At 68.9% G+C, this 17,501-nt stretch carries 16 protein-coding genes; 10 read left to right on the plus strand and 6 right to left on the minus strand.

The window, feature by feature from the left end:
* The first annotated feature begins 129 nt into the window (after positions 1-129).
* A complete protein-coding gene (locus I4Q55_RS36080; protein WP_206791964.1) occupies positions 130-1,776 on the plus strand; it encodes an FAD-dependent monooxygenase in 1,647 nt (548 codons plus the stop codon).
* Between the two features lie 35 nt (positions 1,777-1,811).
* Positions 1,812-2,189 carry a carboxymuconolactone decarboxylase family protein gene (locus tag I4Q55_RS36085; protein WP_206792125.1) on the plus strand — a complete coding sequence of 126 codons (378 nt, stop codon included), beginning with the start codon at positions 1,812-1,814 and terminating at the stop codon, positions 2,187-2,189.
* A gap of 283 nt (positions 2,190-2,472) precedes the next feature.
* On the opposite strand, the gene I4Q55_RS36090 is transcribed toward I4Q55_RS36085, so the two are convergent.
* Positions 2,473-3,960: a non-reducing end alpha-L-arabinofuranosidase family hydrolase gene (locus tag I4Q55_RS36090; protein ID WP_206791963.1), complete on the minus strand. Its 1,488-nt coding sequence runs from the start codon at positions 3,958-3,960 to the stop codon at positions 2,473-2,475.
* Positions 3,961-4,424: 464 nt separating this feature from the next.
* Between I4Q55_RS36090 and I4Q55_RS36095 the strand changes: the two genes are divergently transcribed.
* From I4Q55_RS36095 to I4Q55_RS36130, 8 genes are read left to right on the plus strand one after another with little or no spacing between them, the layout of a single operon-like run.
* Positions 4,425-5,105 carry a haloacid dehalogenase type II gene (locus tag I4Q55_RS36095; RefSeq protein WP_307793336.1) on the plus strand — a complete coding sequence of 227 codons (681 nt, stop codon included), beginning with the start codon at positions 4,425-4,427 and terminating at the stop codon, positions 5,103-5,105.
* Between the two features lie 17 nt (positions 5,106-5,122).
* Positions 5,123-6,397 (plus strand): FAD-binding oxidoreductase, encoded by a 1,275-nt coding sequence (locus I4Q55_RS36100; protein ID WP_206791962.1) that lies wholly within the window; start codon positions 5,123-5,125, stop codon positions 6,395-6,397.
* Between the two features lie 52 nt (positions 6,398-6,449).
* On the plus strand, positions 6,450-7,379 hold the full coding sequence (locus I4Q55_RS36105) for an ABC transporter substrate-binding protein (protein WP_242546940.1): 930 nt from the start codon (positions 6,450-6,452) through the stop codon (positions 7,377-7,379).
* Complete coding sequence (locus tag I4Q55_RS36110) at positions 7,379-8,302, plus strand: amino acid ABC transporter permease (protein WP_242546939.1); 924 nt, start codon at positions 7,379-7,381, stop codon at positions 8,300-8,302. The genes I4Q55_RS36105 and I4Q55_RS36110 overlap by 1 nt, the downstream gene beginning before the upstream one ends.
* The gene (locus tag I4Q55_RS36115) at positions 8,299-9,066 is read left to right on the plus strand and encodes an amino acid ABC transporter ATP-binding protein (RefSeq protein WP_206791961.1); all 768 of its coding nucleotides are present in this window, start codon (positions 8,299-8,301) and stop codon (positions 9,064-9,066) included. The genes I4Q55_RS36110 and I4Q55_RS36115 overlap by 4 nt, the downstream gene beginning before the upstream one ends.
* Before the next feature lie 2 nt (positions 9,067-9,068).
* Positions 9,069-9,560: a RidA family protein gene (locus I4Q55_RS36120; RefSeq protein WP_206791960.1), complete on the plus strand. Its 492-nt coding sequence runs from the start codon at positions 9,069-9,071 to the stop codon at positions 9,558-9,560.
* Positions 9,557-10,663, plus strand: coding sequence for an alanine racemase (locus tag I4Q55_RS36125; protein ID WP_206791959.1), 1,107 nt, complete (start codon positions 9,557-9,559; stop codon positions 10,661-10,663). Before I4Q55_RS36120 ends, I4Q55_RS36125 begins: the two co-directional genes overlap by 4 nt.
* Before the next feature lie 19 nt (positions 10,664-10,682).
* The gene (locus I4Q55_RS36130; protein WP_206791958.1) at positions 10,683-11,417 is read left to right on the plus strand and encodes an SDR family NAD(P)-dependent oxidoreductase; all 735 of its coding nucleotides are present in this window, start codon (positions 10,683-10,685) and stop codon (positions 11,415-11,417) included.
* Positions 11,418-11,429: 12 nt separating this feature from the next.
* On the opposite strand, the gene I4Q55_RS36135 is transcribed toward I4Q55_RS36130, so the two are convergent.
* The 5 genes from I4Q55_RS36135 to I4Q55_RS36155 form a co-directional block, all read right to left on the minus strand.
* Complete coding sequence (locus I4Q55_RS36135; protein WP_206791956.1) at positions 11,430-12,101, minus strand: GntR family transcriptional regulator; 672 nt, start codon at positions 12,099-12,101, stop codon at positions 11,430-11,432.
* Positions 12,102-12,206: 105 nt separating this feature from the next.
* The gene (locus tag I4Q55_RS36140) at positions 12,207-13,664 is read right to left on the minus strand and encodes an NAD-dependent succinate-semialdehyde dehydrogenase (RefSeq protein ID WP_206794600.1); all 1,458 of its coding nucleotides are present in this window, start codon (positions 13,662-13,664) and stop codon (positions 12,207-12,209) included.
* Positions 13,661-14,746, minus strand: a complete 1,086-nt coding sequence (locus I4Q55_RS36145) for a phosphotransferase (RefSeq protein ID WP_307793334.1) — start codon at positions 14,744-14,746, stop codon at positions 13,661-13,663. Before I4Q55_RS36145 ends, I4Q55_RS36140 begins: the two co-directional genes overlap by 4 nt.
* Positions 14,747-14,768: 22 nt before the next feature.
* Positions 14,769-16,118 (minus strand): aspartate aminotransferase family protein, encoded by a 1,350-nt coding sequence (locus I4Q55_RS36150; RefSeq protein WP_206791955.1) that lies wholly within the window; start codon positions 16,116-16,118, stop codon positions 14,769-14,771.
* Between the two features lie 134 nt (positions 16,119-16,252).
* Positions 16,253-17,425 carry an ROK family transcriptional regulator gene (locus I4Q55_RS36155; RefSeq protein ID WP_206791954.1) on the minus strand — a complete coding sequence of 391 codons (1,173 nt, stop codon included), beginning with the start codon at positions 17,423-17,425 and terminating at the stop codon, positions 16,253-16,255.
* Between the last annotated feature and the right edge of the window lie 76 nt (positions 17,426-17,501).

The following is a 17,501-nucleotide window of genomic DNA, read 5'->3' on the forward strand; positions in this document are numbered from 1 at the left end:
TCTACGACGGATCCTGTGCGCGATGGGATGATAGTCTGACATTTGCCACTTGGTGAAGACTGGATTGATGACCTTCCAGGCCATATTGTGACTGCCAGGCGCTGCGGGGACGAGGAGAGAGGTTCGACCATGAGTACGAACAGGCCGGCGGACGTCCCGGTGGTCATCGCGGGCGGCGGCCCCGTCGGTTCGTCGCTGGCGATCGACCTGGCGCTGCGCGGTGTGCCGAGCATCGTCCTCGAGCGACGGGAGCGCGGAAAGCCGTTCCTGCTGCGCACCAACATGACGAACGTGCGCTCGATGGAGCACTTCCGCCGCTGGGGCATGGCGGACGCGTTGCGCGAGAACGACCCGGTGCCCGAGGACATCCAGCGCGACGTGTCGTTCGTGACCCGCCTCAACGGCCATCTCATCCTCAACCTGCCCCGTTCGTACGAGTGGAGCGAGCCGCTGCCGTTCGCGTCCGAGGTCGCCGAATGGGCTCCGAACGAGGGCATCGAGAAGACCATGTGGGCCCGGGTCGCCGAGCTGCCCCTGATCGACTACCGCAACGAGAACGAAGTGGTCACCTTCGCGCAGGACGACGACGGTGTCAGCGTCGAGGTCAAGGCCGCGGACGGTGTCGCCTACCGGGTCCGCGGCTCCTACCTCGTTCTCTCCGACGGCTCACGCGGGAACCTGCGCCGGGTCCTGAACGTGCGCCACGAGGGCCGGACCCTGGCGATGAGTCTCTCGTGGCACTTCCGTTCCAGGCAGCTCCGCGAGGTCTGGACCGCAGGACCTGCGGTGTCGATGGCCTACTTCTACAACGAGGACCGCGGAAGCGACTTGATCACGTCGCAGGGCCCGGACACCTGGCAGTACTTCGCCGGCCCGGCGCCGCAGGGCATCGACGGCGACGACTGGGGCCAGGTCAAGGGCCTCATCCTCAAGGCCGTCGGACAGGAGGTCGATCTCGAACCGCTCTCCGGTGGCGCTTTCGCCGAGAACTCGCTGCTCGCGCCACGGTTCGACTTCGGGCGCGTCATGCTCGCCGGCGATGCCGCGCACATGGTTTCCCCTCAGGGTGGCTTCGGCATGAACTCCGGGATCGGGGACGCCGCGGACCTCGGCTGGAAGCTCGCCGCGCTCGTGCAGGGGTGGGGCGGTCCGGCGCTCATCCCGTCGTACTCCATCGACCGGCGGGAGGCCGTGCGGTTCATCCAGCTGGGCTCGGAGGCCAACCACGCCCTTGGCGCGATCGAGCTCGTCCAGGACGGGATCGAGACTGAGGGGCCCGAGGGCGATGCGGTTCGAGAGGCGGTCAAGCAGGACATCCTCGAGCGCAAGCTGGTGCAGTTCAAGCGGATGGGCGGGCAGCTCGGCTACCGCTACTCGGCCTCCCCGCTGATCGTCCGCGACGGCACCGAGCGTGATCTGCCCGAACCGACTTTTGCGGATTACACGCCGTGTGCGGCTCCCGGTTACCGCGCGCCGCATCTCTGGTTGACGGACGGGAGCTCGCTCTACGACCACCTCGGCCCCGGGTTCACGCTGCTCGACCTCGGCGGAGTGGACGCAACCGAGCTGGCGAAGCGCGCCGAGGAACGCGGGATTCCGCTGGCGGTCTTCGCGCCGGCTGAAGGGGACCGCGAGTCGCTGCTCGCCCTGTATGAGCGCCGGGCCGCCCTCGTGCGCACCGACCACCACGTCGTCTGGCGGGGAGACGAGCTACCGGCGGAGATCGAGCACCTCCTCGACATCGTCACCGGACACGCCTCGTGGGGGCACCTGTGACCGACCTGGAGCGCGACCCGGATTTCGTGCGGGGCATGCGAGTGCGCCGAGAGGTGCTGGGCGATGACCGGGTCGACGGCTCGATCGCCCGGTCGAGTGATTTCAACCGTCCGTTCTTCGACTACCTGACCCGATCCGTGTGGGGCCAGGTGTGGAGCCGCGAGACGTTGGACCGCCGCACACGCAGCTGCATCACTCTCGCCATCCTCACGGCACTCGGGCGCGAGGACGAGATCGCGCTGCACACCGAGGTGGCGGTGCGCAACGGACTGACTCCCGAAGAGATCGCGGAGGTGCTGCTCCACTCGGCGGTGTACGCCGGCGTACCGCATGCCCGCGGCGCCATGCTGATCGCCGAACGCGTGCTGGACGGGCTGGCTGCTTCTGCCGATTCTCCCCCCGCCACAACATGATCCGCGCCCTACGCGGGCACATCCGCACAGTTCGGCGGGGATCAGACGCTCGGCCGCACTCGCACGCGTCGATCAGGCCGTTGCGCGACAACGCGCTGAAACCGAGGTAGCTCTCCACGGTCGCAGGTTCGATTCCAGCCCGGGGCACCACAAGGATCCGGGTTCTCCGCGGGCGAAGGCGGGGCTCGGCCGTGCACCGAGCCCGCCTTCCGGATCCACCCGTTCCTGATCGTCCGCCGGTTTTCGGCGAACGTCCGGAGCTGGACCTGCGTCACGCCACTGGCTAGCGCTGCAGCGTCAGCACCCCCGGCCGGTAAGGCAGGAGGGGGTAGTCCATGCCGTCGGAACCGGGGTCGCGCCCCTGGTAGAGGAACTGGAGGTTGCAGGGGTCGATGGTCTTGGTCTGGTCGGGGTTGGTACGGACCAGATCGCCGTGGCTGATGTCGTCGGTCCAGGTGGCGCCACTGTTGGCCTTGCCCGCGAACGGGTTGCTCTCGGTGGCGGCCTGCGGCGTCCACGTGCCGCTCAGGCTGGTGGCCGTGAACGAGCGGAAGAAGCGCTGCGCTTTCGGCCACGCCCCTCGCGCCTCGACGATCATGAGGTACTGGTTCTGGCCCTGGACCTTGTAGACCTCGACCGCTTCGAACAGGTTGTCCTGCGTGTCGCTCATGATCGTCGTGTAGTTCGAGCCGAAACTGCCCGGGAAGTTCCCGATGGGCATGCTGGCGCGGTAGATCTTGCCGTTGTCGCCGGCGAAGAACAGGTACATGTTCGTGTCGTCGGCGATGAGGGTCTGGTCGATGGGGGCGGTGACGGGGATGCTGCCCGTGAACAGCGTCTGCGGCGCGGACCAGCCGTTGGGGTTGGTGGGGTCGCTCGAGGTGCGGTAGGAGAAGGTCGGCCCGTCCCACTGGTAGGCGAGCACCCAGATGTTCTTCGGGGCGAAGTAGAACAGTGTCGGCGCGACGGCGTTGAACGACATCGAGTTCTGGGTGGCGGTGGCCATGTCGGACCAGTTCGTGAAGGGGCTGAAGCTCATCGATCGCCAGTTCGATTGGCTGTCACTGGTCGTGCCGTAGACGACGTGCTTGCCGTTGTAGACGACGTGGGTGAAGTCCTTGAGGGACACCCAGCCCTGCTTCGGGGTGGCCAGCGGGCCGGTCGACGTCCAGCGGTAGGTCGACGGCAGCGTGCAGGTGCCGCTGCCCCCGCCGACCTGGACGAGTTGCCATTGCTGGTTGCTGCCGTTCCAGTCGCCCCACTGCGCGACGCCGGCGCCGTCGGCGGTCGACAGGCCTTGCACCTCGGCGGCCTTGTTGCTGTTGCGGTTGATCAACCGGACGTACCCGTCGGGGGAGTCGGCCAGCCGGAACTGCTGGTTGGCGCCGTTGCCGTCGGCCCACTGCACGATCGCGGCACCGTCTGCCGCCGACCAGTCGAAGACGTCGAGCACCTTGCCGGAGTGCCGCGCGCGCAGCCGGTAGTAGCCGCCGCCGGAGTCCACGAACTGGAACTGCTGGTTGGTGGCGTTGGTGCGGGTCCACTGGACGAGGTTGGCGCCGTCGGCCGTGGACGCGCCGTTGACGTCGAGGGCCTTGCCGCTGTTGCGGTTCACCAGGACGTACCAGGCGGTCGTGTCCACCGTGGCGGCCGACGCCGGCGTCGTGGCCACCGTGAGCAGCCCACCCACGAACACCACCACCGCCACCGCGGCCACCCCCGACCGCCACCGGCGACGCCACCTCGCGGCGCGCGCAAACCCAACCGACATAGCGTCTTCCTTTCACCATGGGATCGCCGACACGAGGCGGGCGGCATCGGCGCGGACGCCGACGACACCCGCGCACGGACAACTGCCCGAACGGAGTGTTAGCGCTAACACTTTTCGGGACGGGTCCGTACGGGAATGAGCGTGGTTATAGGTGTGGAGCAGCCAACCGGTCGTGCGACTGAGCGCACCCGTGGACTGTGAACGATAACATCGGCCGTGTCAAGATGTTACGGGCACGTTTTCGCAGGAAGACGCGCATGAGACGCTGGACCCCGCCGAGGCGGCGGCCGTCAAGCTGACTCACCCGTTCGCCGACCGTCGCTCAAGGCCGCGATCCGGGTAGCCGATCCCGGGAAGGGTGAGCCGGCCCCACTCGGCACCGGCCTCGCGTAGCCGACGCAGCGTTGACAGCTTCCCCAGGATGGTCGACAATCGACAAACGACGACTGAACACAGGAGGAACAGTGAGTTTCGAGAGCAAGCCGAAGTTCGCCACGTTCGACATGAACGGGACGTTGATCCACTTCCGCATCAACGAGGTGATCCGCCGAGTACTGGGTGACCGGCTCCCCGCCGACATCGCCGACACCTTCCTGCGGACGGGCAACGAGTTCCGGTACGACGAGACCCTGGGCGACTACAAGCCGTTCCACCAGATCATCGCTCACTCGCTGGAGCGCACCATGCGCCACTTCGGCCTGGAGTACCGCGCCGGTGACGCCGAGGCGGTGTACGAACAGATCCCCACGTTCACCCCGTACCCCGGTGTCACCGAGGCCCTGAACCGCCTGGCCGAGGCGGTTCCGCTGGTCATCGTGACGAACACCGACGACGCGCACGCGCCGAGCCTCGTGGAGAACCTCAAGGCCCCGTTCGAGGTCGTCATCACCGCCGAGCAGATGGGCTGCTACAAGCCGCGGCTGCAGGCGTGGCGGTACACGCTGGACAAGCTCGGCGCGACGCCCGACGAGATCGCGTGGGTCTCGGCGAGCCCGAAGTACGACCTCCGCTCCGCGACCGTCATGGGCTTCGAGAACAAGGTGTACATGGACCGCGGCTTCGAGCCGGACCACCCGTGGCTCGGCTGCGAGCGGATCACCGACATCGCCGACCTTCCCGTCCTGTTCGGCCTGCCCCGCCCCTGAAGAGCAGGAGAACAGCGATGAAGTTCACCCCGTACTGGCTCGACACCGCACCACAGGGCCCCTCCCGGTCGCGGACCGAAATCGGCGGGCGGGTCGACGTCGCGGTCGTCGGTGCCGGGCTGACCGGTCTCTCCGCGGCCCTGCACCTGGCGCGGAAGGGCGCCGACGTCCAGGTCTTCGAAAAGGAGACCGTCGGCTGGGGTGCGTCCGGCCGCAACGGCGGCATGGCCACCACCGGACTGTCGATCGGCTTCCGCGACGCGGTCAGCCGGTACGGCCTGGACACCGCGAAGGCGTACCTGCTGGCCTACCACGACGCGGTCGACACCGTCGAGAAGCTCGTCGGCGACGAGGGCATCGACTGCGATTTCGCCCGCACCGGCAAGCTGAACCTCGCGTCCAAGCCGGCCCACGTCGACGGCCTGCGCAAGACCGCCGAGGCGCTGTCCGGGATCGGCGTCGAGACACGCTTGGTGAGCAGGCACGAGCTCGGCGCGGAAATCGGCTCCGACTGCTTCCACGGCGCGCTGGTCGACTCCAAGAGCGCGGGTCTGCACGTCGGCAAGTTCGCCAAGGGACTCGCCGAGGCAGCGGTGCGGGCAGGTGCCACGATCCACGAGAAGGCACCGGTCGAGCGGTTCCGGCGGCTGCACGGAACGCGGCACGAACTGGTCACCCCGCGGGGAACCGTGCAGGCGGACCAGGTGCTCGTGGCGACCAGCGGCTACACCGGCCGGCCGTTCCGCTGGCAGCAGGTCAGGATCGCGCCCGTCGGCAGCTTCATCATCGTGACCGAGCCGCTGGGCGAGGACGTCTGCGACGAACTGCTGCCGACCAGGCGGATGGCGTCGACGTCGAAGAACCTGTTGAACTACTTCAGGATCACCCCGGACCACCGGCTGCTGTTCGGCGGCCGTGCCCGGTTCACCATGTCCAACCCGCAGTCGGACGAGAAGTGCGGGCGCATCCTGCAGAAGGCGATGACCGAGACCTTCCCGCAGCTCGCGAACGCACGGGTCGACTACTGCTGGGGCGGTCTGGTCGACATGAGCATGGACCGCATGGTGCACGCCGGCGAGCGTGACGGGTTGTTCTACTCGCTCGGCTACTCCGGTCACGGCGTGCAGATGGCCACGCACATGGGCAAGCAGATGGCCGAGTACCTGAACGGGACGACGAGCGCGAACCCGTGGCGCGACTTGAAGTTCACCCGCATCCCCGGGCATTTCGGACCGCCCTGGTTCCTGCCTTTCGCAGGCGCCTACTACAAGTTCAAGGACCTCATGAAGTGAGCGGGCCGCCTCGTCCCGCACCATGTTCCCAGTCTGCAGAAGGACGGCAACCATGCGAGTCACCACACCACTGCGTGCCGCGTCGGCCGCGATGTCCCTGACATTCGCGCTGGTCGCGTGCGGGTCGGTCGACACCACCCAGCCCAAGGAGCCCGATCAGGTCGAGCACACCGACGACATCTCGGTCGGTGTGCCGCCGGATCCGGCGGCGGTGAAGCTGTTGCCGGAAGCCGTGAAGGCCAAGGGCACGATCTCGGTGGCGATGGACCTGTCGAGTCCGCCCACGACGTTCATGGCGGCGGACAACAAGACCCCGATCGGGTTCAACCCGGACATGGCGCGGCTCATCGCCGCCAAGCTCGGGCTGAAGCTCCAGATCGACAACGTCAAGTTCGACACCATCGTCCCCGGCCTGCAGGGCAACAGATTCGACTTCACCGCCACCACCATGGGCGCCACCGCGGAACGGCTCAAGGTGCTCGACATGATCAACTACTTCCAGAACGGCACCGGCGTCGCCGTACCGCGCGGCAACCCGCAGAAGCTCGCCGTCCACGAGCTGTGCGGACGCCGCGTCGGCGTGCAGTCCGGCACCACGGCGGAAATCAAGTGGCTGCCCCAGCTGAGCGACAAGGACTGCACGAGCCAGGGAAAGCCGGCCATCACCGGAGTCACCCTGCCCAGCGTCAACGACTCACTGACCCAGCTCTCCTCCAAGCGCCTCGACGCGGTGATGTACGACTTCACCTCGCTGTCGTGGACCGCCAAACGACAGCCCAACGTCCTGGAAGTCCTTCCGGAGCGGGTGGTCTCCGCGACGGTGAACGTCGCACTGCCCAAGGGTTCCCCGCTCACCCGCGCGATCCAGGCGGCGATCCAGTCCGTCATCGACAGTCCCAAGTACACCGAAGCACTCGACCGCTGGGGCTTCCAGGGCCTCGGCATCAAGACCGCCGCGATGGCCGTTCCGCTGGGGCAGTGATGACGACGAACACGATCGATCCGACGACCAAGGGCCGGCCGTTGCCGGAACTGCTGCCGGAGAACAAGAAGCGGATCACACCGAAACGTCCGCGCGACGTCGCCTGCTGGGCGGTCGCGATCGCGATCGTCGCCGGTCTGATCTACACCACGGCGACCAACGAGAACTACCAGTGGCCGGTGGTGTTCGGCTACTTCACCACTCAGTCCATTCTGGACGGACTGGTCCTCACCCTGGTCCTGACCGTGGTCAGCATGGGACTGGGCGTGCTGCTCGGGTTGCTGCTCGCCGTCATGCGCATGTCGCACCAGACACCGATTTCGGGCCTGGCGCGGCTCTACATCACCTTCTTCCGCGGCACACCCGTACTCGTGCAGCTGATCTTCTGGTTCAACATCGCCGCGCTGTACCCGCACATCTCCCTCGGCATCCCCTTCACCGACATCTCGACCCCCGTGGACGTCAACGCGGTCATGACCCCGCTGACCGCCGCCATCGTCGGCCTGACGCTGAACGAGGCCGCCTACATGGCCGAAATCATCCGCGGCGGCTTCGCCTCGGTCAGCCGTGGCCAGTACGAAGCCGCGGACTCCCTGGGCATGCGCGGTTTCACCAGGCTCCGCCACGTGATCATCCCGCAGACCATGCCCGCGATCATCCCCGCCACCGGTAACCAGGTGATCGGCATGCTCAAAGGCACCTCACTGGTCAGCGTGCTCGGCGTCGCCGAACTCCTCAACAGCGCACAATCCATCTACGCCCGCACCTACCAGACCATTCCCCTGCTCATCGTCGCCAGCCTCTGGTACCTGGTCATGACACTGGCCCTCAGCGTCCCCCAGTCCATGATCGAACGCCGCTTCTCCCGCTCCACCCGCCGGCCGGCCGCAGTCGCCACCGCGACAAAGGAGTCGTTGCTGTGAAAGCAGACGGAACGATCGTCGCGCGCAAGCTGCACAAGAGCTTCGGCAGCCACCAGGTCCTGCGCGGAATCGACCTGGCCGTGGCGGCGGGCGAGATCTCGTGCATCATCGGCCCCAGCGGATCCGGCAAGTCCACACTGCTGCGCTGCGTCAACGGACTGGAAACCATCGACCGCGGCGTCCTGCGGGTCAACGGCGAAGACTTCGGCTACACCGAGACGGACAACGCCTACCTCGCCCTCCCCCCGCACCGACTGGCCGAGCAACGCGCCCACATCGGCATGGTCTTCCAGCAGTTCAACCTGTTCCCCACCATGACCGCCGAAACCAACGTCATGTCCGGACCAGTACTGGTCAAGAAAACGAACCGCAAGACCGCCAGGGAACAGGCCCAAGAACTCCTGGCCCAAGTCGGGCTCGCCGGCTGCGGCCACAAATACCCCGCCCAGCTCTCCGGCGGCCAGCAACAACGCGTCGCCATCGCCCGCGCCCTCGCCATGAACCCCAGCATCATGCTGTTCGACGAACCCACCAGCGCACTCGACCCGGAGCTCGTCGGCGAAGTCCTCGCCGTCATGCGCGACCTCGCCCACAACGGCATGACCATGCTGCTGGTCACCCACGAAATGGGCTTCGCCCGCGACGTCGCCGACGAAATCCTCTTCATGGACGACGGAATCGCCGTCGAACGCGGCGACGCCCGCGAAGTACTCGCCAACCCCCAAGAAAAACGAACCCAAGAGTTCCTGGAAAGGGTGCTGTGACTGTGCTCGAAAGTGCTGTGAAGGCAACGGAGCGGCTCCGGGCTCTCGGTCTGGAGCTGCCCGCCCTCGGATTCGGTGCGAGCCCGCACTTCGTGAACCACCGGACGGTGGACTCGAGCGTCCACATCTCGGGCCAGTTGCCGTACCGGGACGGCGTGCTGCTGGGCCAGGGCATCGTCAGCCGGGACGTCGACGTGCCGACGGCGCGCGACCTGGCCCGGCAGACCGCGCTCAACGCACTCGCCGTCGCCGCGGACGCGGTGGGAGACCTGGACCGGGTCCGGATCGTGCAGATGCTGGTTTTCGTGGCAAGCACACCGGATCTGGGCGAGCAGTCGCGCGTCGCCGACGCGGCCAGTGACCTCCTCGTCGACGTGCTCGGTGAGAACGGGCGGCACGCGCGCACCGCGATCGGCGTCGCGGGGCTGCCGCGCAACAGTCCGGTCGAGATCCAGCTGGTCTGCACCGCGGTGGAGGAGAGGAGTGCACCGTGAGCCGGCTCCAGCACGCGCTCGCCGCCTTGGCGGGGCGGATCGACACCCCGGCGCCGATCGTGCTGGTCGACGTCATGCAGGACAACATCGACCGCATGCAGGCCTTCGCCGGCCGGCACGGTCTCCACGTCCGGCCGCACGTCAAGACGCACAAGTGCGTCGAGATCGGCAGGCGCCAGCTCGCGGCGGGAGCGGTCGGCATCACCGCCGGCAACGTCGGTGAGGCCGAGGTCTTCGCCGCGGCCGGATTCGACGACATCTTCCTCGCCTACCCGGTCTGGCCTTCGGGAACCAAGGGGGCGCGGCTGCGCAGGCTGGCCGAGTCCGTCCGGCTGCGGGTCGGCGTGGACAACGTCGCGGCGATCGACGCACTCGCCGACGCGATGGCGGGCGAGCCGGAGCGGCTGGAGGTCGTGATCGAGGTGGACTGCGGCGCCCGGCGCTCCGGGGCACCGCCCGAGCTCGCGGGCGACCTCGCGCTGGCCGCCGGCCGGCGCGGCCTGGTGCCGGTGGGCGTCTTCACGTATCCGGGTCACGGCAGTGCCGGTCCGGACGCTCGCCTGCGCGCCGCGCGCGACCAGGACGCCGCGCTCGTCACCGCGGTGCGCAGCCTCTCCGGTGCCGGGATCAGCGCGCAGGTGGTGAGCGCCGGCTCCACCCCGACCGTCGAGTTCACCAGCAGCGGCGTGATCACCGAGATCCGCCCCGGCGAGTACGTCTTCGGTGACCTGGACAACACCCGGCTCGGCTCCTGCACGGACGACCAGGTCGCACTGTTCGTCGCCACCACCGTGGTCAGCGACTGGGTCCCCGACCAGGTGATCGTCGATGCGGGCACCAAAGCCCTCAGCCGGGAAGGCAGCGCCGAACGCGGCTACGGCGGCGTCGCCGGCACGAAGGCCGTCCTGACCAAGCTCAACGAGTACCACGGATTCCTCGGGCTGCCCGCCGGTGAGTTCCGCCCCGGCATCGGCACCGTCCTACCGGTGGTGCCGAACCACGTCTGCCCGGTCGTGATCAACTTCGAGGAGCTGATCGTCACCGACAGCACGGGCACGTCGCTGGAACGATGGCCGATCGACGCCCGCGGTTTCCTCAGCTGACCCACAGGAGTTGCCCGACATGAGACTCGACCACGTGACGGCGCTGGTGACCGGTGCCGGCAGCGGCATCGGCGAGGCGGTGAGCTCCCACTTCCGCCGCGAGGGCGCACGACTGCTGCTCACCAGCCGGAGGGAGCGACTCGACACGGCGCAGCCCGACGACCGGTACGTCCCCGGCGATCTCAACGACGAGGCGTTCGTCGAAGCCCTGGCCCGCCAGGCCGCCGAGTCGTTCGGCACCGTCGACGTCGTCGTCCTGAACCACGGCCTGCAGGCCAGCAGCCCGCTCACCGAGATGACCGGCGAGGCCGCGAAGAACGTGCTCGACAGCAACCTGCTCAGCGCGTTCCTGGTGATGAAGCACTTCGCGCCGCTGATGCCCGCCGCGGGAGGCGCGTTCGTCTGCGTCAGCTCACGGCTCGGCATGGTCGGCAAGGCGGGCGAAGTCCTGTACTCCGCGGCCAAGGGCGGCCTCATCATGCTCGCGAAGGGCGCGGCGATCGAGTGGGCCCCGCGCAACATCCGCGTCAACGTCGTCGCCCCCGGCCTCACCGTCACGCCGATCATCGAGGCGTCGTTCCGGCGCAGCGCCGACCCCGAGGCCCATCGTCGCGAGCGTGAGACGCAGATCCCGCTCCAGCGCCTCGCCACCCCGGAAGAGGTCGCCGACGCGGTTCTCTTCCTCGCGTCCGCGGAATCGACCTACATCACCGGAGCGGTGCTGCCGGTCGACGGCGGCTACACCGCCTTCTGACCCGGCCCGGCCTCACGCCTTCCGGGGGTGGACCTCGGCCTTGCCGCTCAGTCCCGTCCGGAAGTGGGCGGCTAGCTCCTCGCGGAACTCGTCGATGTCACCCTCCAGCGCGACCGCGGCCAGCCTCTCGTGCTCGACGGCCAGCTCGCGCGGGTCGCTGTAGGTCTGGTGATCGACGCTGAGGTAGAGCCGCAGCTTGGCCTCCCAGCCGTTCCAGAGGTTCTGCAGAGCGCCGCTGCCGGAGAGGTCGTAGAAGAGCCGGTGGAAGCCGAGGTGCGCGTCGACGCTGGCCGGGATGTCGTTCTTCGCCAGGGCCTGGTGGAGGTCCTCGACGGTCCGCAGGAACCTCGACCGCTCGGGACCGCGCAGCGCTTCGTAAGCGAGCTCGGCCGCGTACGGCTCGACGAGCAGGCGGATCGCGTCGATCTCGGCGATGTCCTGAGCGCTCACCTCCGCGACGAACGCCCCGCGGTAGGGGATCTTGACGATGAGCCCCTCTTCCTCCAGCTTGGTCAGCGCCTCGCGCAGCGGGGACCGGCTGATGCCGAGGTCCGTGGCGATGTGCGCCTCACGCAGCGGCCCGCCAGGAGGCACGGTCCCGTCGAGGATGGCAGCACGCAGCACGCGGTAGACGCCATCCGGCGTCGTCGTCCGGTCTTCGATCCACTTGAACTTGCGGTCCATTCCCCCGCCGCCCTCCCGATTGTCTTTTGTCGACTATACCGGCCCGGCACGGGCGGACGGGGGCCCCTCGGCGGATTCACCTCGGGGCAAGGCCCCGGCGCGGCGTCAGTTCCCCGTGGGGATCGCGATGTACTTGTACTCCAGGAAGCCGTCCATGCCGGCCCGTCCGCCTTCCCTGCCGAGGCCGGACTGCTTCACACCGCCGAACGGTGCGGCGGGATTGGAGACGACCCCGGTGTTGAGGCCGACCATGCCGCTCTCCAGCCGCTCGCTCACCCGCAGCGCGCGATCGAGATCGCGGGTGAACACGTAACCGACGAGACCCCAGTCGGTGGCGTTGGCGGCGGCGACGACCTCGTCCTCGTCGTCGAACGTGCGCAGCGCCGCCACCGGACCGAAGATCTCCGTCCGCGCGATGGCGGCCCCGGCGGTGATTCCGGTCAGCACGGTCGGCGGGTAGAAGCAGCCGGGGCCGTCGGGCAGTTCGCCGCCCGTGACGAGCTTGGCGCCGTGCCGCACGGCGTCGAGCACGAGCTGGTGGACCTTGCCGCGGCCCGTGTCGTCGATGAGGGGGCCGACGTCGACGCCCGGTTCGGTGCCCACGCCGACGGTGAGGGCTTGCATGCGGCCGGCCAGGCGCGCTGCGAACTCCTCCGCGAGCGAGCTGTGGACGAAGATCCGGTTGGCGGCGGTGCAGGCCTCGCCCATGTTGCGCATCTTCGCCTGCATCGTGCCCTCGACCGCGATGTCCAGGTCGGCGTCGGCGAAGACGATCACGGGTGCGTTGCCGCCCAGTTCCATGGACGCGCGCACGACCGTGTCGGCGCACTGGGCCAGCAGGATCTTGCCGACCTGGGTGGAGCCGGTGAACGAGAGCTTGCGGATCTGCCCGCCGCGCAGCAGAGGCTCGACGACGCCTGCCGCGTCCGAGGTGACGACCACGTTGAGCACGCCGTCGGGCAGCCCGGCCTCGGTGAGGATCGCGGCGAGCGCGAGGGTGGACAGCGGGGTCTGCGGAGCCGGCTTGAGAACCATGGTGCAGCCGGCGGCGACCGCGGGGCCGATCTTGCGGGTCCCCATGGCCAGCGGGAAGTTCCACGGGGTGATGAGCAGACAGGGACCGACGGGCTGACGCAGCACCATCAGGCGGTTCTTGCCGTCCGGGGCGGTCGTCATGCCTCCGTCGACGCGGACGGCCTCTTCGGAGAACCAGCGGAAGAACTCGGCGGCGTAGGCGACCTCACCGCGCGCCTGGTCGAGAGGTTTGCCCATCTCGAGGGTCATCAGCAGGGCGAGTTCCTCGGTGCGGGACACGATGATGTCGTAGGCGCGGCGAAGGATCTCGCTGCGGACGCGGGGTGCGGTCGCGGCCCAGCCGGGCTGGGCCGCGACCGCCGCTTCGGCGGCGCGCCTGCCGTCGGCGGGCGAGGCGTCGGCGACCAGGCACAGCTCCTCGCCGGTGGCCGGGTCGTCGACGGCCAGGGTGCGGCCGGACTCCGCGTCCTGCCAGGCACCGGCGATGAACAGCTGCTTGGGGACGTCCTTGATCACAGTCGGGCTCATGGGTGCTTCCTCGGAGTTCGGCTTCGGCGGAGTTGGGCGACGACCTCGTCGAGGGGCACGGCGAGCGCCTGCTCGACGTTGCTCCAGTCGTCTTCGGCGTGGGCCAGGAGGTAGTCACGCCGTTGTGGGACACGCTGCGCGCGCCAGTTCGTGATCAGCGCGCGCAGCGTGAGCCGGGCAAGCGCGGCGACGGGCAGGAGCGCGAGTTCCGAATCCTCGACCGGCCGGACGCGCTCGTAGCCCTGCAGGAAGGCGCAGGCGTCCTGCCAGGGGTTCTCCTGGCCGCGGCCGAGCAGGTTGGCCATGGGCACGGCGGGGTCGAAGATCAGGGCGCTGCGCACCGTGTCACCGAAGTCGATGACGCCGGTCACGAACGGCTCGCCGTGCGGGTCGACGACCACGTTGTGCGGGCTGTAGTCACCGTGGATCACCTGTGTTTCCAGGCCGTTCAGGCGCGGTAGGACGAACTCGCCGAACAGCCGGGAGACCTCCCCGGCCAGCCGGCGGTGCCCGGCGTCCGGCGTGTGCGTGACCAGCCCGGCCAGGTGGGGGAAGTGCTTGATGTCCCACGCCAGCCCCCGCCCGCCGGCGGGGTGGGCGAATCCTGCGAGTGCCACGTCGATCCGCCCGAGCATCTCGCCCGCCCCGGCGAGCTGCCGCGCGTCCCGGTTCGCCCCGGCCCAGACCGGGCCGGGGACGAAGCCGAACACCCGCAGGATTCGCGTTCCGTGGCCGTCCCCGCCGACGGCCACGCAGTCGTTCCCGTCGACGGTCAGCCGCACGCGCTGGACCGGCAACGCGGGAGCGGTGGCCTCCAGAAAGCGCATCGCGGCGGTCTGCAGGTCGACGACGCTCTCGTTCTCACCCGGCGGCGACACCTTCACGAGGTGGTCACCGGAGCCGGTCATGAGCCGGAACGTGTCGTCCTTCTCCGTCGCGAGCCGCGCGAGCCGTCCGCGCAGCCGGTAGTGCTGCTCGAGGAGCGTCCCCACCAGCGTCACGTCGACGGGTTCGTGGGCCGACGCCAGTCCGCTTTCGACCATGAGGCGCCTGCCGGGGTCCGCCGGCGGTGAGGTGGTCACGGTGCGTCCCTCCGGTCAGCCGCTACAGCCGGTCCCGGGCGACCTGGGCGAAGGTCTCCAGGAACCGGGTCACGTCAGCGGCGTCGAAGGCCAGCGGAGGGCGGATCTTCAGCACGTTCGCCCCGCGCGCGGTGCCGCTGATGAGCACCCGCCGGTCACGCAGATCGTTGATGACGTCCTCGGCGAGCGCACGGTCGGGTTCGCGCGTCTCCCGGTCCTTCACGAGCTCGACGCCGACGTAGAGGCCGCTGCCGCGGACTTCGGCGACGTACGGCGACTCCCGCGTGATCTCCTCGAGCCCGGCGCGCAGTGCCCTGCCGTTTTCGAGGACCCGCTGCTGCACGTTCTCCCGCTCGAAGACGTCCAGCACCGCGGCCGCCGCCGCCACGGGGATCGAGCTGCCGCCGAAGGTGTTGAAGTAGCGGACGTTGCGCCCGAACTCGTCGGAGACCTCGGGGCGGAAGACCACCCCGGAGACCGGCAGCCCGTTGCCCATCGGCTTGCCCATGGTCACGATGTCCGGCACCACGCCGTGGCGCGCGAAGCCCCACATGGACTCCCCCAGCCTGGCGAACCCGGACTGCACCTCGTCGGCGATGTAGACACCGCCGGCCGCGTGCACCTCCTCGACCACGGCCTTCAGGTAGCCGACCGGGTCGGTGAAGATCCCGTCACTGGTGTGGGCGCAGTCGGTGATCAGGGCGGCGAGCCGGTAGCCGTGGCGCTCGAGGTCGTCGATCGCGCCACGCACCTGCGCACGCATGTGGTCGGCCAGCGTCGACCCCGGCGCGACGAGCCGCGGGTCGGGCGGGTCGATCAGCCTGACGTTCGGCCCCAGCGGCGATCCCGCGCCCAGGTGCGGCGAGAAGCTCGCGACCTCGCTGGTGATGCCGTGGTAGGCCCAGCGGGTCACGATGATCCCGGTGCCGCCGGTGTGGAACCTGGCCACGCGCACCGCGAGGTCGTTGGCCTCCGAGCCGCTGCACGCCACGCTCAGCTTCGACAACTCCGCGGGAAAGGTCGCGAGCAGTCGTTCCGCGTAGTCCACCAGCGAGTCCTGGACGTAGCGCGTGTTGGTGTTGACCGCCGACATCTGCCGGGCGACGGCCGCCACCACGTGCGGGTGCGCGTGCCCGACGCACGGGACGTTGTTGTAGGCGTCGAGGTAGTCGTTGCCGTCGCGGTCGACGAGGTGCGCGCCGTGACCGGAGACGAACTCGACCGGCGTGCGGTAGATGAGGGTGTAGCCGGGTCCCAGCACCTCGGTCCGGCGCCGGATCGTGTCCTGGAGACGGTCGGGGAGCGCATCCAGCACGGCCGGGTCGAAGCGGTTCGGGTAGTTGGCGATCGCCCGGCTCAGTGTCGAAGTCATCGGCCGTCACTTTCCGTCTGGTTCCGCCGGAGTCTCCTCCGCTGGTGGTCTCACCGTACCATTTGTTGTTCCAGTTCCAAACTGAAACTTTTTGGGTGCACATCGTCCCCCGGCGGGACGATGTCACGGGCGGCTCAGAAGGCGGGCGAGGGCCGCTGGTCCGCTTGCGGCGCTTGACAACGTGCGTCGAGCAGCGCCTCCCGCAACCGGGCCTGAGCCAGCGCCAGGCACGAGTGCACCGCGCCACGCGCTGTCGACAGCCCGAGCACCTGCGTGGCGACGGTGACCCGCGGAACGGCGGGAAGACGCTCCTCAAGGCGTTTGCGCACCTCCGGCAGGACTTCCTCGACCAGCGTGCGCAGCCTGCCCACGAGGTAGATCGACTCCGGGTCCAGGGTCACGACGACGGTGGTCACAGCAGTCACCAACGCCGTGGTGAACGCCTCCACCACCGCCGTGCGCGCCTCGTCGTGGTGCGTCTCACCCCAGAGATCGTCGATGCGTTCCAGCCCCAGCCCCTGCTCACGCGCGAACGCGAGCAGGCCTCCCGTGCTCAGCAGGCCGTCGAGAGGTTTGCCGCGCACTCCGGAGAAGAGCACGCCGACGTCACCGAACGACGGAGTGCTCCCGCGCGCCGGCTCGCGATCGGCGCGGCAGGCGAAGCTGAGCATGCTGCTGAGACTGAAGAGTGCGGCGTTCCCGATCGTGACGTCGTCGGTGAGGATGCCCAGCAAAGACGCGTTCGCATCGCTGTCGAGCAGCACCGGAGCGCCGACCAGGTCCGCCAGCGCGCCTTGCAGGCGGGAGCCGGCGAGGTAGGTCATCGACTCCGCCGGGCCGAAGATCTCGCCACCGTCGCGGACCCGGCCGGGCACGGCCACGACGACCTGGCGCAGCGGCCCTGCCGCGGGCCGGCTGGCGCCGGCGACCAGGCCGGCCAGCCAGGCGGCGGCCTTGCCGGCGTCGTCGTGGTTCGCGGTGGGCACGATCACGTGCTGGATTTCGCGTCCTCTCAGGTCGCTCACGAGAACACCGGTGGTCTGCGCACCGAAGCTCACGCCGGCGACGTGCCCGGTGGTGCCGGGAATGTCCAGGCAGGTGGACGGCCGGCCACGACCGGCGACCGCGTCGACCCCGCGGTCCACGACGAAGCCGTCGGCCCGCAGTTCCTCCACCGCCCTCGACACCGTGGCCTTGCTCAGACCCGTCAGCTCGATGAGCTTGTTGCGCGTCATGGGCGCCTCAGCGAGAACGACGTCGAGGACCGACGCTTTGTTGTGGTCGCGCGTGGTCGGGTTGATCGGCACACCGCCACCATAACAAAGGTTTCAGTTTGGAACTGGAATAATAGCTGGTGGCGCCTGCCCGCCGCACAGAACCTGG

Origin of the sequence: Amycolatopsis sp. MtRt-6 (genome assembly GCF_017308975.1) — a bacterium.
Taxonomy (GTDB): Bacteria; Actinomycetota; Actinomycetes; order Mycobacteriales; family Pseudonocardiaceae; genus Amycolatopsis.

What these genes read in the sequence shown, in the direction of transcription:
- I4Q55_RS36080 (WP_206791964.1), top strand. Translation starts at nt 130, where the DNA reads ATGAGTACGAACAGGCCGGCGGACGTCCCGGTGGTCATCGCGGGCGGC.
- I4Q55_RS36085 (WP_206792125.1), top strand. Translation starts at nt 1,812, where the DNA reads ATGCGAGTGCGCCGAGAGGTGCTGGGCGATGACCGGGTCGACGGCTCG.
- I4Q55_RS36090 (WP_206791963.1), bottom strand. Translation starts at nt 3,960, where the DNA reads ATGTCGGTTGGGTTTGCGCGCGCCGCGAGGTGGCGTCGCCGGTGGCGG.
- I4Q55_RS36100 (WP_206791962.1), top strand. Translation starts at nt 5,123, where the DNA reads ATGAAGTTCACCCCGTACTGGCTCGACACCGCACCACAGGGCCCCTCC.
- I4Q55_RS36105 (WP_242546940.1), top strand. Translation starts at nt 6,450, where the DNA reads ATGCGAGTCACCACACCACTGCGTGCCGCGTCGGCCGCGATGTCCCTG.
- I4Q55_RS36110 (WP_242546939.1), top strand. Translation starts at nt 7,379, where the DNA reads ATGACGACGAACACGATCGATCCGACGACCAAGGGCCGGCCGTTGCCG.
- I4Q55_RS36130 (WP_206791958.1), top strand. Translation starts at nt 10,683, where the DNA reads ATGAGACTCGACCACGTGACGGCGCTGGTGACCGGTGCCGGCAGCGGC.
- I4Q55_RS36135 (WP_206791956.1), bottom strand. Translation starts at nt 12,101, where the DNA reads ATGGACCGCAAGTTCAAGTGGATCGAAGACCGGACGACGACGCCGGAT.
- I4Q55_RS36140 (WP_206794600.1), bottom strand. Translation starts at nt 13,664, where the DNA reads ATGAGCCCGACTGTGATCAAGGACGTCCCCAAGCAGCTGTTCATCGCC.
- I4Q55_RS36150 (WP_206791955.1), bottom strand. Translation starts at nt 16,118, where the DNA reads ATGACTTCGACACTGAGCCGGGCGATCGCCAACTACCCGAACCGCTTC.